General features: G+C 59.5%; 15 protein-coding genes, 1 tRNA gene and 1 other RNA gene. 16 read left to right on the top strand and 1 reads right to left on the bottom strand.

What is annotated here, in order from left to right; genetic code table 11:
• Positions 1 to 98: 98 nt before the first annotated feature.
• Positions 99 to 980: a DMT family transporter gene (locus EL199_RS01310; RefSeq protein ID WP_040355147.1), complete on the top strand. Its 882-nt coding sequence runs from the start codon at positions 99 to 101 to the stop codon at positions 978 to 980.
• Here EL199_RS01310 and EL199_RS01305 read toward each other — a convergent pair.
• Positions 977 to 1,747, bottom strand: a complete 771-nt coding sequence (locus tag EL199_RS01305) for a formate/nitrite transporter family protein (protein WP_004141072.1) — start codon at positions 1,745 to 1,747, stop codon at positions 977 to 979. The genes EL199_RS01310 and EL199_RS01305 overlap by 4 nt on opposite strands.
• 236 nt (positions 1,748 to 1,983) lie before the next feature.
• Here EL199_RS01305 and pcnB point away from each other — a divergent pair, with 236 nt between their 5' ends.
• The 15 genes from pcnB to grxC all read left to right on the top strand — a co-directional run bounded on the left by pcnB (position 1,984) and on the right by grxC (position 15,207).
• Entirely contained in the window at positions 1,984 to 3,318 is a 1,335-nt protein-coding gene (gene pcnB, locus EL199_RS01300) for a polynucleotide adenylyltransferase PcnB (RefSeq protein WP_004141079.1), read from the top strand.
• Positions 3,319 to 3,357: 39 nt separating this feature from the next.
• Complete coding sequence (gene folK / locus EL199_RS01295) at positions 3,358 to 3,873, top strand: 2-amino-4-hydroxy-6-hydroxymethyldihydropteridine diphosphokinase (RefSeq protein ID WP_004141081.1); 516 nt, start codon at positions 3,358 to 3,360, stop codon at positions 3,871 to 3,873.
• A complete protein-coding gene (locus EL199_RS01290) occupies positions 3,863 to 4,090 on the top strand; it encodes a hypothetical protein (RefSeq protein ID WP_004141083.1) in 228 nt (75 codons plus the stop codon). The genes folK and EL199_RS01290 overlap by 11 nt, the downstream gene beginning before the upstream one ends.
• 625 nt (positions 4,091 to 4,715) lie before the next feature.
• A complete protein-coding gene (gene csrA / locus EL199_RS01285) occupies positions 4,716 to 4,907 on the top strand; it encodes a carbon storage regulator CsrA (protein WP_004141086.1) in 192 nt (63 codons plus the stop codon).
• A 51-nt stretch (positions 4,908 to 4,958) separates the two neighbouring features.
• Positions 4,959 to 5,051, top strand: a tRNA-Ser gene (locus tag EL199_RS01280).
• 360 nt (positions 5,052 to 5,411) lie between these two features.
• Positions 5,412 to 5,593, top strand: a non-coding RNA gene (gene ssrS / locus EL199_RS01275) — 6S RNA.
• Positions 5,594 to 5,834: 241 nt separating this feature from the next.
• Entirely contained in the window at positions 5,835 to 6,284 is a 450-nt protein-coding gene (gene nrdG / locus EL199_RS01270; protein WP_004141095.1) for an anaerobic ribonucleoside-triphosphate reductase activating protein, read from the top strand.
• Positions 6,285 to 6,288: 4 nt separating this feature from the next.
• Complete coding sequence (gene nrdD, locus EL199_RS01265; protein WP_004141097.1) at positions 6,289 to 8,097, top strand: anaerobic ribonucleoside-triphosphate reductase; 1,809 nt, start codon at positions 6,289 to 6,291, stop codon at positions 8,095 to 8,097.
• A gap of 146 nt (positions 8,098 to 8,243) precedes the next feature.
• Positions 8,244 to 8,735: a TPM domain-containing protein gene (locus tag EL199_RS01260; RefSeq protein ID WP_004141099.1), complete on the top strand. Its 492-nt coding sequence runs from the start codon at positions 8,244 to 8,246 to the stop codon at positions 8,733 to 8,735.
• A gap of 88 nt (positions 8,736 to 8,823) precedes the next feature.
• Positions 8,824 to 10,986: a TonB-dependent siderophore receptor gene (locus EL199_RS01255; RefSeq protein WP_004141100.1), complete on the top strand. Its 2,163-nt coding sequence runs from the start codon at positions 8,824 to 8,826 to the stop codon at positions 10,984 to 10,986.
• 174 nt (positions 10,987 to 11,160) lie between these two features.
• Positions 11,161 to 12,135, top strand: coding sequence for an Acg family FMN-binding oxidoreductase (locus EL199_RS01250; RefSeq protein ID WP_004141103.1), 975 nt, complete (start codon positions 11,161 to 11,163; stop codon positions 12,133 to 12,135).
• 75 nt (positions 12,136 to 12,210) lie between these two features.
• Positions 12,211 to 12,759, top strand: coding sequence for a hypothetical protein (locus tag EL199_RS01245; RefSeq protein WP_004141105.1), 549 nt, complete (start codon positions 12,211 to 12,213; stop codon positions 12,757 to 12,759).
• Positions 12,756 to 14,192: a PepSY-associated TM helix domain-containing protein gene (locus EL199_RS01240; RefSeq protein WP_004141108.1), complete on the top strand. Its 1,437-nt coding sequence runs from the start codon at positions 12,756 to 12,758 to the stop codon at positions 14,190 to 14,192. The genes EL199_RS01245 and EL199_RS01240 overlap by 4 nt, the downstream gene beginning before the upstream one ends.
• Before the next feature lie 327 nt (positions 14,193 to 14,519).
• Positions 14,520 to 14,939 (top strand): rhodanese-like domain-containing protein, encoded by a 420-nt coding sequence (locus EL199_RS01235; RefSeq protein ID WP_004141109.1) that lies wholly within the window; start codon positions 14,520 to 14,522, stop codon positions 14,937 to 14,939.
• A 10-nt stretch (positions 14,940 to 14,949) separates the two neighbouring features.
• Entirely contained in the window at positions 14,950 to 15,207 is a 258-nt protein-coding gene (gene grxC, locus EL199_RS01230) for a glutaredoxin 3 (RefSeq protein WP_004141110.1), read from the top strand.
• Positions 15,208 to 15,210: the final 3 nt, after the last annotated feature.

The following is a 15,210-nucleotide window of genomic DNA, read 5'->3' as shown; positions in this document are numbered from 1 at the left end:
CGCTGCCTTGACGATGGTAGTACCCCTGCCGCAATAGCGATGCAGAATCCCCGCGTGAACGTGGTATGGTGGAATATTCGGAGATGTGAGAGGTGTTTATGTCGCAAGTTTTACCGCGGGGCGACCGCTGGGCGATGGCCGGACTGGTACTCGGTTGCGTGCTTTTTGGACTGGGCAGCCTGATTATCGTCTTTGTGCCGCTTGGCAGTTTCGCCATGTCTTTTTGGCGGCTGCTGGTCGGCGCGCTGGCGTTTGCCCTGCTGGCGTGGTGGCGGCGTTCGCCTTTTCCGCACAACCGTCGCTGCTGGTGGTTTGCCGCCGCGGCCGGGGTGTTTTTGAATCTGGATTTGGCGCTATGGCACGAGAGTATTCATGCGGTCGGCCCAGGAATCTCGACGCTGCTCAACAGCTTGCAGATATTTTTTCTCGCCGCGATTGGTCTGCTGTTTTTCGGCGAACGCCCCGGCGGTTGGCAGATGGCAAGTCTGGTATTGGCGGTTATCGGCGTGGCGCTGATTGCCAGCCCGGAATTTGCGCAGAATGACCGCGCGGCATGGGGGCTTCTGAGCGGGGTGGTTTCGGGGGCGATGCTGGCGCTGTCCATGGCGTCCATCCGCAAGGTACATACGTTTGCGCCGGTGGCGCTGCTGCCGCTGATGTTGATTTTGAGTGTGTGCGGCGCGGCAAGCGCGCTGCCGGTGGCGCTCCTTGCGGGCGAGGCGCTGCTGCCACGCAGCGCGCAGGCAGTCGGGCTGATTTTGGTGTACGGGCTGGTGATGCAGTGTTTGGCGTGGGGGCTGATTGCTTTCGCCATTCCGCGCCTGTCGCTGGCGCTGACGGGGCTGTTTTTGTTGGCCGAGCCGGTCGCGGCACTGTTTTTGGATGCGTTCTGGTTGGGCAAGCCGGTGTCAGCGCTGCAATGGGGCGGCGCGGCGCTGACGCTGGTGGCGATTTATCTGGGTTCGGTCAAGCGACGTTAGTCGCGGTAGGCGGCGTAGTAGAGCGCGCCGACCATGACCGTGCCGCCGAGGACGTTGCCGAGGTACACCGCGATCATGTTTTCGCCGAACTGTGCCCAGGTGATGTCGCCGCCGCCCCAGATAGCCGCAGGGATGACGAACATGTTGGCGACGACGTGCTGAAAGCCGATGGCAACGAAGACCATCACCGGAAACCAGGTGCCGAGGATTTTGCCGCTGAAGGTGTCTGCGCCGTAGCAGAGCCAAAGCCCCATGCAGACCAGCCAGTTGCAGCCAATGCCGGAGACGACTGCCTGCCCGAAACCGGCATTCACTTTGCCTTGTGCGACTTCGAGGGTTTCGGCGAAGACCGCGCCTTCGGTGAGACCGACGTAGTGGCCGAAGAACCAGGCGACGAAGAAGGCGCCGAGGACGTTGGTCGCCGTTACTATCGCCCAGTTGCGCGCCCATTGGCGCAGGCTGATGCGCCGCTTCAGCCAGGCGACAGGCAGTGCCATCATGTTGCCGGTGATGAGTTCGCCGCCGCCCAACAGAATGCAGACGAGGCCGACCGGGAACACCGCCGCGCCGAGCAGTTTGCCCAGTCCCGCCAGTTCGTGCGGCATGGCGGCGACGATGCGCACGTAGGCGAGGTAGCCGACCGAGATGAAGGCGCCGCCAAGGAAACCGAGGACTGCCAGGCGGTCAGCGCGGTTTTCCGCTTTCGCCGTGCCTTTATGGGCGCTGTATTCGAGGATTTCTTTGGGTTCGAGGACGCTGCCGGCCATGTATGACTCCTTTATTTATAAAAAAGGTTTAAAGACGGCGCGCATTGTATCGCCGCCGCAGCAAACATTGCATCCCGCAGCGCGTCTGGATTTAGACTTGTGTAACAGGATACAATGCGCGCCCGCCATAAAAGCGCCTGCCCAACGACTGGCAGACGCAGCACGCGACAGGGAATCCGTCGCATCGACCCCGCGCCACATGGCAGCGCGCCCCGAACAACAAAAAAGAGGACGGCATGCAACTAGCCGCAACATCGCCCGTGGTTCGCAAACACGGCGAACACCCTATTGATGAACAACAAATTGACCCTCGCGCCCTGAAAATCCTGCGCCAACTGGACGAAGCCGGATTCGAAGCCTATCTCGTCGGCGGATGCATCCGCGACCTGCTGCTCGGCAAACAGCCGAAAGACTTCGACATCGCCACCAACGCCCGTCCCGAACAAATCGCCAGCATTTTCCGCAACTGTCGCCTTATCGGCCGCCGTTTTCGCCTAGCGCATATCCACTTTGGCCGCTACATCATTGAAGTCGCCACCTTTCGCGCCCCGCCGGAGCGCGAAGCCCGCACCGACAGCTACGGCTCTGTCCTCGAAGACAACCACTACGGCACCCTCGAAGATGATGTCGTCCGTCGCGATTTCACCATCAACGCCCTCTACTACGACAGCAAAAACGACGAAATCCGCGACTACGTCGGCGCGCTGGATGACATCAACCGCCGCATCATCCGCATCATCGGCGACCCCGTGGCGCGTTACACCGAAGACCCGGTGCGCATGCTGCGCGCCGCCCGCTTCTCCGCCAAACTCAACATGCCGCTTGAAGCCGATACCGAAGCCGCCATCGTCGCCTGTCGCGACAACCTGCGCGCCGTCCCCGCCGCCCGCCTCTTTGACGAAGTACAAAAACTCTTTATGAGCGGCTACGGTCAAACCTGCTTTGACGTCCTGCAACAACACGGCCTCTTTGAAGCGCTCTTTCCCGACGCCGAAAAAACCATCCACTACCCGCACGCCGCCTACGCCCAATACGCCAAAAACATGATGCGCATCGCGCTCGCCAACACTGACGAACGCATCGCCGCCGACAAACCCGTCACTATCGCCTTCCTGCTGGCGGCCATCCTCTGGCCGGTGTACCAACTGCAATACCGCGGCCTGCTCAAAGAGCGCGACAACTGGCACAGCGCCATGCACGAAGCCATTGACCTCGTCCATATCGCCGCCAGCGAGCGCGTTGCCATCCCGGTGCGCCTGCGCGGCATGATCCGCGAAATTTGGGCGCTGCAGGCCCGCCTGGAACAAGCAGCACGCGGCAACATCCGCAAAATGCACAGCGTCCTCGCCCATCCGCGTTTCCGTGCCGCCTACGACTTCCTCCTCGTGCGCCAAGGCGCCGGCGAAGACCTCGCCGACCTCGTTGAACTGTGGACAGCCCTCCAGCAAGACCCGGACACCGCCGCCGACGTCGAACAATACTGCGCCGAACAAAGCGAAGACGAAGAAAGCGCTGCCGCCCCGCGCAAACGCCGCAGCCGTAACAGCAACCGGCGGAAAAAGCGCGATTAAGCCTCGCTTCCGCAGGACATATATCAAATAGAACAAGCCATGCACACCATCTGGATCGCCTACGGCAGCAACCAAGGCGACCCCATCGCCCAGCTCCTGCGGGCGCGCCAAAACCTCGCCACGCACCTCGATGAGCGCGGCGCATCAGCGCTCTACCGTACCCCGCCTTGGGGTTACACCGCGCAGCCGGATTTCATCAACGCCGTCATCCGCTACCGCAGCGACCTCGCGCCGCTGGCGCTGCTTGACCTCCTGCAAAGCGTAGAACAACAACAAGGCCGCGAGCGCCCCTTTAAAAACGCGCCGCGCACCCTCGATCTTGACCTGCTTGCCTACGACGACTTGCACCTTGACCATCCGCGCCTTACCCTGCCACACCCCGGCATCTGCGAACGCGCCTTCGTCTTGCGTCCGCTTGCCGATCTTAATCCCGAATTGCGCCTTGGCGGGCAGACCGTGCGCGCCCACCTTGCCCGTTGCCAAGACGCCAACATCCAGCCCGTCGCTCATCCCGACTGGCAAACCGCAACCTCTGGAGACAACCATGCACCCTGAAGACGACGATTACGACGACGAAAACTTCGACCGCGAAGCCGAGCTCGAACGTGAGTGGCAAGAAATGGAAGACGAAGAAAACGCCGAAGACTACGAAGACGACTGGGACAACCTTGAACGCAGCGGCGAAGATGGTTGGTACTACGATGACGAAGGTGACGAGCGCGATAACCTTGACGACTACGGTTACGACGACGAATACCGCGACGACGACTAAAAGGAGCAGGCGCGAAAACCGTAACACAAGCGGGTTTCGCGCCTAAATTCTTGAACACGATAAAGTTCACATCAACCTTCACAACCCTTGTGTAAATAACCACAGCCTCCTGTGAATCACGATAAGCCGTGAAAAAACACATAAACAGCAGAAGAAAACCTCTGAATAACGCATTGAAGTAAAATTAAAAGTTCATAATATACGGATAAATTTCCAAATCCGTTTGGAAGAGGAAAACTTTTTGCTTACAATAGAGCGGCCTCTTCAAACGAGTTGACACACGTCAAATCCGCCTCCTAGTAGTGTGGATTATTGTGTAAATATGAGGAAAAACATCTTGTGAAAAAACTTCCATTGCAGAACAATGAGCTGCAACAGAAGTCCCAGGAAGAAAAGACCCATGCCGCTGACAACGGCATAAAACAAGATGTAGCAGCGGTGTCCTGAGGCAAACATCGCTGAAAAAACTTCATACGGACACAAACGGACAGGCAGCGTGGATGCTAGCGGTAGAGCCATTCACAAAGCCTGGTATGAAAATAACAGCATCTGGGGCGAAAGCCATGCAAATGTATGATTTTCATGCATAAAAAAGAGAATTACGAAAAGATCCAGGAGCATTGTTATGTTAATACTTACCCGCAGGGTAGGGGAAACCATCATTATTGATGATGATATTGAAGTCACCGTATTGGCGGTCAAGGGAAACCAGGTGAGATTGGGAATCAAGGCGCCCGACCACATCGCCGTACACCGCGAAGAAATCTATCAACGATTGATGGGCGACAACCCCGGGAATCACTCTGGTAACGAGTGAAAAGTCGCTTTACAGTAGGATGAAAATCCGTATAATGCGCCACTTCCTTGTGGAGAGATGGCCGAGAGGCTGAAGGCGCTCCCCTGCTAAGGGAGTATAGGGTTTATAGCCCTATCGGGGGTTCGAATCCCCCTCTCTCCGCCACCCAATAAAAAAACCACCTGAAAAGGTGGTTTTTATTTTGCTCGGACGAAATGTGCGGGTAATGATCCGAATCTGAAAATATCTGACCGAAGAATCATAATATTATGAAAATAATGAAAATTTCGTCTTCTTTGCAAGAGGGCGTTTCTTCTAGGTAGTTTCAGGTCTTATCGTGCCTGCAGGAATTACGATGATTGCGGCATTTTCTGAAATTCCGGTGCGGATTTTATAGCGGAAAAAGCGGGCGACAGGCTTTTGACGACGTCTGAAAATGGCGTGTGTGCAGCGAAAGTTACGCCTTAATGTTCTGCACAAAATCCGCTTTACAGCGACACAACGCAGCGCTATAGTGTCTGCAAGGCATAACTGCGGGGCAGGCGTTTCCTACAGACCCCTTGACCCTAATTACATCTTGCCTTGGGTGTCAGACGCATCTGGGTGAGCATGCTCACTTCCGGTGAGAAGCCCAAAAGGTTGTTGAGGCACCCACTTGAACCCTGCGGTTCAAGGGCATTAGGTTAAGCGGCTTTCGCGGTTATGCTGTTTTCTGGCAAGGCTTTGCGCCTTGCCTTTTTCGTTTCTGCGGCAGATGGCCGCCCGGTTTGCGCGACGCCCTTTGGCGTCGTTTTTTTATGCATTTTTATCAATGGTACACAGGCGTTTAACGAAATATAAAACCATATATATTGTGTTGTTTGTCTCATGACACTACCATATATTGCGTTTTCTGCATGAGAGCGATGTTTGCTTTCATGCGGTTCAACTTTTTCAGGAGCGCTTATCATGCTGCGGTTTGTTCGGGAAGATGTGGTCTGGCAGGAGGTGCCGCACGAGGTCTCGCTGGCTTATACCATCGCGGGCTGCCCGTTGCGTTGTCCCGGTTGCCACAGCGCCGATACCTGGAACGCGCGGCAGGGCAGGGCGCTGTCACCCGCGTATTTGCAGCGGCGCCTTGGCGATTACGCCGGTTTGCTTTCTTGCGTGCTGTTTTTCGGCGGCGAATGGCAGACGGCGGCGCTGCTGGATTGTCTGCGCACGGCGCGGGCGGCAGGGCTGAAAACCTGCCTCTACACCGGTCTGGAGGAAGCGCCTGCCGCGTTGTTGCCGGAGCTGACGTTTGTGAAGACCGGTGCCTGGCGTCGCGAGCGCGGCGGACTGGATTGCCCTGACACCAACCAGCGCTTTATCCGCACTGCCGACGGCGCAGTGCTCAATCATTTATTCTGGAGATGATGAAATGCTACGACTCACAGCCGAACAAATTCAGCAGAAACTGGACTTTATGGATGACTATGTGCGTGCGCACAACGCCGCCGACGGTTCCAAACTGGACGCCAACGCCAACGTCACCCAGAAAAACATGGCAACACTGGAATCCGAGCTGATGAAAGACCTGATGATTCAGGTAAACCGCGCCCAGGTCAGCCGCAAAATCCGCGAGCTGTTTGGCGAGGCGACCGCTGCCGAATACGTCCGCCAGATAGAGGCGCACGAAATCTACGTGCATGACGAAACCAGCCTCAAGCCCTACTGCGTCTCCGTCTCGATGTACCCCTTCCTGCGCGACGGCCTGACCAAACTCGGCGGCGAGTCGCGCGCGCCCAAGCATCTCGCCTCCTTCTGCGGTTCATTCGTGAACTTCGTTTTCGCCGTCAGCGCGCAGTTTGCCGGGGCGGTCGCCACCGTCGAATTCCTCACCTATTTTGACTACTTCGCGCGCAAGGACTATGGCGACGACTACCTGCGCACGCATGAAAAGGACATCGCCAACCACCTGCAACACGTCGTCTATGCGCTCAACCAGCCCGCCGCCGCGCGCGGCTACCAGAGCGCCTTCTGGAACATCTCCATCTACGACCAGCACTACTTCCACGCCATGTTCGGCGACTTCGTCTTCCCCGACTTCAGCCGCCCGGACTGGCAGAGCGTCGCCGCGCTGCAAAACTACTTCCTCAAATGGTTCAACGCCGAGCGCAAGCGCGCCATCCTCACCTTCCCGGTCGTCACCGTCGCCATGCTCACCGAAAACCGCCGCTGCAAAGACAGCGCCTTCGCCGACCACATCGCGGGCGAACTCGCGGCGGGCAACGCCTTCTTCATCTACCAATCCGACAACCCCGACTCGCTCGCCTCCTGCTGCCGCCTGCGCAACGCCATCGAAGACCGCACCTTCTCCTACAGCCTCGGCGCGGGCGGCGTGGCCACCGGCTCGATTAACGTCATCACCATCAACATGAACCGCCTCGTGCAGGACGGCCGCGACCTCCTCACCGAAGTCGAAAAAATCCACCGCTACCAGTACGCCTACCGCAAGCTGATGGAAGACTACCTTGCCGCCGGCATGCTCACCGTGTACGACGCCGGCTTCATCACCCTCGACAAACAATACCTGACCATCGGCATCAACGGCATGGCAGAAGCGGCAGAATCCCAGGGCATCACCGTCGGCAACAACCCCGCCTACCTCGCCTTCGTCCAAGAAAAACTGAAAACCATCTACCACGCCAACCAGCGGGCGAACGCGCACTACGGCGTGCGCTACAACACCGAATTCGTGCCGGCAGAAAACCTCGGCGTGAAAAACGCTGCCTGGGACAAACGCGACGGCTACCGCGTGCCGCGCGACTGCTACAACTCCTACTTCTACCTGGTGGAAGACGACCAGCGCACCAACGCGCTCGACAAATTCATCCTGCACGGACGCGAACTCATCGACTGGCTGGACGGCGGCTCGGCGCTGCACCTGAACCTGGACGAAGCGCTGAGCCGGGAAGGCTACCGCAAACTGCTGGACATCGCGGCGCACACCGGCTGCAACTACTTCTGCATCAACGTGCGCATCACCATCTGCAACGACTGCGAACACATTGACAAACGCACGCTGACAGCATGCAGCGCCTGCGGCTCGCGCAACATCGACTACGGCACGCGCGTCATCGGCTACCTGAAGCGCGTCTCCGCCTTCAGCGCCGGCCGGCGTGCCGAACACGCCCTGCGTCACTACCACCGCCACCGCGCCGAAAGTGAAAAAGACGCGGCGGCATGAAAAAAGCGGGGTTCTTGCCCCGCTTTTTAATAACAATCCACCCAAAGCCTCATCCGACATGAGGATGACCAACGCGACGGCAATGCCCCTGTGAAAACCGCCAACCTGCCCCCATAATCCCGTTTTCACCCTTACCGGAAACCGTCATGTTCAAAGACCTCCTGCACAACCTGAAAAACCGCTTTTTCGGCGCGGATAGTCGCTGGCTGGACGAACGCGCCATCGCCGCCCTCACCACTGCGGTGAAAAATGGCGAACGCGGTCACGGCGGCGAACTGCGCCTGGTCATCGAACGCCGCCCGCTGCCTGGCGACACCCCGCTACAAACACGGGCCGAGCGCCACTTCTCCACCCTCGGCCTGTGGAATACAGAAGACCGCAGCGCGGTGTTGATTTATCTCAACCTCGCCGCATCGCAGCTATACATCCTCGCAGATAGCGGCGTGCTGGCGGTCATCCCGCAGAACATCTGGGACGACCTTGCCGCACGCACCCTGCGCCAATTCAAGGCGGGCGGCGAAGTCGCCGCGCTGGACAGCCTCATCGCCGACAGCGCCGCGCTCTTGCGCCAACACTTTGGCAAACCCGACGATCCGCACGGCAACGAACTTCCCGACAACCCCGTCATCATCGAATAAACCGGCGGGGGTGCGATAAAAAAGCGGCAGGCATGATGGCTGGAATGTTAAGATTTATTCGCAATTACATTCACAGCCGGAGTTCCCCATGCGCCAACCCTTCCCCGCCCACCTGTCCCGCAAACCGCTCATCAGCCTGACTTCCCTCGCCATGCTTGCGCCTGCCGCCTTCGCGGCATCGGGCGAGCCTGCGACGTTGGCGCCGGTCGTCGTCAATGCCGAGCGGTCGCTGGAAACCAACTACACCATCCCCGCCAGCATCTCGGCTACCGGACTGGACCTCACCCTACGCGAAACGCCGCAGTCCATTTCCGTCATGACGCAAAAGCGCATGGAAGAGCAACAACTTAATAGCGTGAGTGAAGTTATTGCGCACGCCCCTGGCATCTATTTCCAGAAATATGGAAACAGCGCCGACGGCTATCACTACTACATCTCCCGCGGATACCGCATTGACAATGTCAATATCGACGGACTTGACGCCAGCGGCGACGGCTCCGGTTACGGCCTGTCCCTGCACAATACCGACAGCGCCGTTTACGAATCGGCGAGCGTCGTGCGCGGTTCGACCGGCTTGAGAAACGGCATCGGCGATCCGGGCGGCAATATCCAGATGCAGCGCAAACGCCCGACCGCCGAGCCGCATTTCAGCATTGATGTTGGCGCGGGAACATGGGGACATTACCGCACCGTTTTCGATGGCAATGGCGCCTTGAACCACAACGGCAGCCTGCGTGGTCGCGCGGTTGCCATCTACGACCGCGGCGGCCTGTGGCAGCGCCGCGCCCGGCAAGATGGCAAAACCCTCTACGGCATACTCGAATACGACCTCACCCCGCAGACGATGGTCAGCGCAGGGCTGCAACTGAGCGACGTACACAGCAAACACTCGACGCCCGGCTCCTTCTCCTCCTGGTATGGCGATGCAGACAGCGGCTACCGTCTGCTCTTGATGCAACCGCGCGACAACAACGCCGCGGAATGGTCATACAGCAAGCGGCGTCGCAGCGAAGTCTTTACCCGACTGGAACACGATTTTAATGACGACTGGAAACTCAGCGCCGCCTATAGCTACCGCTTCAGCAAGGCCGACAACCACTACGGCATCGGCGGCAGTTACGACGTTAAAGCCGACGGCAGCGCGCAACTCGTCACCATCAAAGAAAACTTCCATCCGACAGAGCACGCCTTCGATATGCACCTTGATGGAAAATACCCGCTCTTTAGCCGCCAGCACGAATTCCAGATGGGCATCAGCCATAACGACTACCGCGATGGCAAAAACGCCAAATACGATACCCGCGCCGATGACCCCGTGGATGACCTTTTCGCCTTTGTACGCGATGGCAAAATTGAGCGGCCGGAAAACGAATTACTGGGTTACGGCACCAATAAAAAACAAACCACTTCCCTGTATGGCGCGACCCGCATCCATCTCAATGACGATTGGGCATTACTTGCCGGAGCGCGTCTCACCAACTGGAAAAGAACCGGATACGATTTCCGCAATGACTACATTCCGCGGGTGCGTAAAGAAAACGGCGTTTTCACCCCCTATCTGGGGCTGACCTACGATTTCACCAACAACCTCACCGCCTATGCCAATTACAGCACCATTTTCCAGCCGCAGGACAATGAGGACATAAACCACAACCCGCTGGATCCAGAAAAAGGCGCGACTTACGAATTGGGCGTCAAAGGCGCATGGCTGGATGACCGCCTGAATGCTTCGGCAGCGGTATTTGAAGTGCGCAAGGACAACCTTGCCGTCAAAGCGGGCGAACACGCCGACGGCTCGGACTACTACCGCGCCGAAGACAACACCAAAGGGCGTGGCTGGGAGCTGACCCTTTCCGGCGAACCGCTACCGGACTGGCGCGTGGACGCTTCCTATACCCGTACTAAAATTGAAGACCGCACAGGCGCGCGCCTGAAAACCGATGCCCCGCTGCATTTATTCAAAGCATTCTCCAGCTATGACGTGAATGAACAATGGACGATCGGTGGCGGCATTAACTGGCAGAGTAAAATCTTTGCCAAAAGCGAGATTGATGATTCCGTCGGAATTGTTGCCAACACACAAAAATCCTATGCCACCGTGGACCTCATGGCGCAATACCGGCCGACAAAAAACCTGCGCTTTACCCTCAATGCCAACAACCTCTTTGACCAGAAATACAAAACCATTCCCGATGCGTTAAGTTTCGGCGCGCCGCGTCATGTGATGGCGACATTCCGATACGAATTCTAGGGGCGCGTTGACAATTGATACATCCCCCTCCCCCGCTTCGCAGGGGAGGGAAATTCAAATTGCAAACATGCCCTAAATATTGAAGCATCGTTTCTTACCGTGCGGGCAAAGGACTGCCACGCGAAAAGCGGGTGGTGCTACACTGCGTCCATATCATCCCAACCGGAGAAAAACATGACGCTGCAAAATGATTTCCACGCGATGGTCGAATATGCGAGCAAAGCCCCTTCCGGGCATAACACCCAGCCGTGGTTTTTTACCCTTGGCGCGGATGCCATCACGATTACGCCCGATTTCAGCAAACGCCTGCCGGTGGTGGATCCCGACGACCGTGAACTCTTTATCAGCCTGGGCTGCGCTGCGGAAAACCTGCGCATTGCCGCCAACCATTACGGCTATGCGACCACGACCGCAGTCAGCGCGGCAGGCACAATTACCGTCCGCCTCGACAAACAGCCCGGCGCGCAGCTGGATCCGCTGTTCGCACAGATTCCGCTGCGGCAGACCAACCGCGCGCGTTACGACGGCCGCAACATTCCGCAGGCGCTGCTGGACGGCATACTCGCCGCCGCACAAAGCGACGACACCGTGCGTCTGCGCGTCTGGGACAAAAACGCGCCGCAATTCGCGCAACTTACGGAATTGGTCATGGACGGCAACCGCGCCCAGTTGGGCGACGAAGCCTTCAAGCGCGAGTTGCTCTCCTGGATTCGCTTCAACAAGGCGCACAGCGAGCGCACCCTGGACGGCCTGAGTTACGCGGTGATGGGCGCGCCCAACCTGCCCGCGTGGATGACCAAACCGATTATCCGGCTCGCGCTGAAGGCGAACGCGCAGAACAAGGCCGACGGCAAAAAAATCGCTTCCGCCTCGCACCTGCTGCTGCTTGCGACCGATGACGACACCATCCCCGCGTGGATTGCCGCAGGCGGCGTGCTGCAACGCCTGCTGCTGCTCCTGACCGAACAGGGCATTGCCAGCGCCTGGCTCAACCAGCCGTGCGAAGTGGCAGAGCTGCGCGCCCGCCTTGGCCGCGAACTCGCCTTGGGCGGCCAATACCCGCAGTTGCTGCTCCGCCTGGGCTACGCCGCGCCGCTGCCTTATGCCAAACGCAAGCCGGTAGAAGCGGTCATCCGGGAAGCGTCGTAACCGCACGGGGCAGAAACCGCCCGCAGCGCGACAACGGAAAAGCACAACCCCGTAATCATCTCAACGAACATTGCCATGCTTGCCGCCATCACCGCCCTCGCGCTGTTTTTCAGCTTCCTCGCCGCGTTTTACGGCTACCTCGCCGCACCGCAACAGCGCCTTTTGCCCGCGCCGTTACCGTGGCGCTACGCGGGCGATATGGCGTGGCGGGCGGCGTTGGCAGCGCTGCTGCTGTGGGTGTCGCGTTTTGGCGGTTACGGCGTGTTGGTCGCCATCGCCGCCGTGCTGGTTGGTCTGGGTGTCTTGCCGCTGCTCGCATTGATGCGGCGTTTTGCCTGGCGTGAATGGCTGTTGGGCGGCGCCGCGCGTCCGGACGGCTGGGGCAGGGCGCTGGCCGCGCTTTGTCTGGGATTGCCGTTGGCGCTTTTTTGCTGGCTGCCGTTTTTGCGCGCCCTGCCGCCCGCCATGCGCGGGGAGGCGGGCGCGTTTTTTGTGTGGATGGTCGGCATTTCCTGGCTGGCGCTCTGCGGCGGCGTGTATTTCCTGCGCAATGCGCGTAGCGCCTGGCGGCTGCTGTTTTGCGCCAATCTGCTGGCGGCGCTGTTTTTCGGCTTGACGGCATGAAAGTCGCGAGCCATCTGCTGAAAACGCATTTGCCGCTGCACACCTGGTGCGGCGTGGTGAGCGCGCTCTTTCTCATCGTCTGTTTTCTCGCGGGCGCGCTGACGCTGTTTCTCGACGACTTGAACCGCTGGGCAGCGCCACCGCCGCCGTCGGTCATGCCCGCGCCCGATGCGCGACAGCAGGCGCAGTTGCTGGATTACATGGCGGCGCATCCTGAAATCACGACGACATTCACCCTGCATCTGCGCACGACGGCGGATGCCCCCGCGCCGCTCTCCTGGGAGCGGGACGGGGAACAGTTCTGGGCGACGCGGGATGCCAACGGACAATGGCGCCGTTTTAGCGCGCCCCTTCCGGCCTTGGGCGAGGTGCTGGACGATTTGCACCGCACGGCGGGCATTCCCGGCGCGGTGGGCGGTTACACGATGGGTGTGGTCGCCGTCTTGTATGCGCTGGCGCTCATTTCCGGCACGGTGCTGCTGTTGCCGCGCTTCAAGCGGCAGCTTTTCGCCTTGCGCCCCGAAGGCGGCCGCCGTCGCGCCTGTCTGGATTTGCACAACCTGCTCGGCCTCACCGCGTTGCCGTTTCATCTGGTGATCGCCATCACGACCGCCGTGTTCGTTTTCTATGCGCCGCTGGAGCAGGCGATGCGGGCGCTGTCGCCCGCCGCGGAAACGGACGTCGCAGAAGCCGCAGGGCAGGGCGAACTGCTGCCTCCCGCCACGCTGCTTGCCCGTGCGCAGGCGTTCGCCCCCGCCTTGCAGGCGGAGCGCATGGTTTTCGATGCGCTCGATGACCGTGCGGAAGCGCTAGTCGTGGTTCTCGGCGGGACAGCCACCGGCGGGCGCAGACTGTATGTGGCGCTCAACCCCTACGGCGGCGCGCTGCGCTACCGCAACAGCGGCGGCAGTTTTTATCACGGCGCCAGCGACGCCTTCGCCGCGTTGCACTTCGGCAACTACGGCGGCTACCCGCTGCGCTGGCTATATTTCGTGCTGGCGCTTGCGGGAGCGGTGCTGTTTTACACGGGCAACCTGCTCTGGCTCGACAAACGCGCACGCGGCGAGCGGTGCGACGTGCGGCTGCTGGCGGCGCTGACCGTCGGCACCAGCTGCGGCGCTATCTGCGGCATGGCGACAATGCTGCTCACCGCACGCTTTCAGCCGCTGCTGCCGCTTGCTGCAGAAACACTGGCACACGCCAGCTACTATCTGCCGTTTCTCGCCGCCAATGCGTACGCGCTGCGACGCGGGGCGGGGGCGACGGCCGCGCTGCTTTGCGTCTCTATCGCGCTGCTCTGCGCCATACCGGCGACGACCGGACTGGCCGTGGTGGGATGGCTGCCGTTTGTGCCACGGTTGTTGTTGCCGGTGGATGCCACGGCGCTCCTGCTCGCGCTCACCTTGTATCCGTTTGCCCGAAAAGCCCGCTAGGGGCTGTTTGCATTTCCGTGGATAAGCCCCTCTCCCTCTGGGACAAGCATTGCTCGCGTAGCGAGAGAGGGGTTGGGGTGAGGGCAGCAATCAATTGAAAAACCGGAATTTCGATTCAACAACAACATCGCCCACCCCCTCCCCGGGCCCCATGCAAAATGCGGACGCATTTTGCATGGGTACCCGCCCGCTGCGCGCTTCGCCCTGCGGGGGAGGGGGAATATTAAGGCGCTAAAACCATTACCGCCCGTTAGCCAAGACAAACACCACAAGCGGCGCAAACGCCAGTATAATCGCCGCCTTTTCCACAGCCTACGGAACCCTCAGATGAGCTTCGGACAATTTTTCCTCGACAACATTTTTCTCTTTCTCATGCTGTTTGCGGCCATCGGCGGCATCATCTATTTCGAGCTGCAAGGGCGCAACGCCGCCGGCGAAAAAGTGAGCAACGCCCGCGCCGCCGTGCTGGCCAACGACAACGGCGCCTTTATCGACCTGCGCAGCGCCCAAGATTTCCGCCAGGGACACATCGCGGGCGCGAAGAATATGCCGCTTGCCGAACTGCACGACCACGTCAGCAAAATCCGCGCCGCCAAGAACCGTCCGCTGGTGATTTATGACCACAACGGCCTGAACACCGCAGCGGCGGCGAAAACCCTGCGCGATGGCGGTTTTGAAGCCATTTATATTTTGGACGGCGGCATCAACGGCTGGCTCGCCGAAAACCTGCCCGTCGTCAGCAAATAAGGAGTGCGCCATGCAAGCCGTCACCATGTATTACAAGCCGACCTGCCCCTACTGCCAGCGCGCGCACCAGTTGCTTACCGCCAAGGGCGTCGCCTACGAAGGCATCGACATCAGCCGCGAACCCGAGCGGCGCGAGGAGATGATCGCCCGCGCCAATGGTCGCAAAACCGTGCCGCAGATTTTTATTGGCGACACGCACGTCGGCGGCTGCGATGACCTGCACGCGCTGGAAGCAGCGGGCAAACTCGACGCGCTGCTCGCGGGTTAAGCC

The organism is Cardiobacterium hominis (assembly GCF_900637305.1).
GTDB classification, from domain to species: domain Bacteria; phylum Pseudomonadota; class Gammaproteobacteria; order Cardiobacteriales; family Cardiobacteriaceae; genus Cardiobacterium; species Cardiobacterium hominis.
The sequence above is the reverse complement of the archived record's forward strand: the minus strand, read 5'-3'. Positions and strand labels throughout refer to the sequence as shown.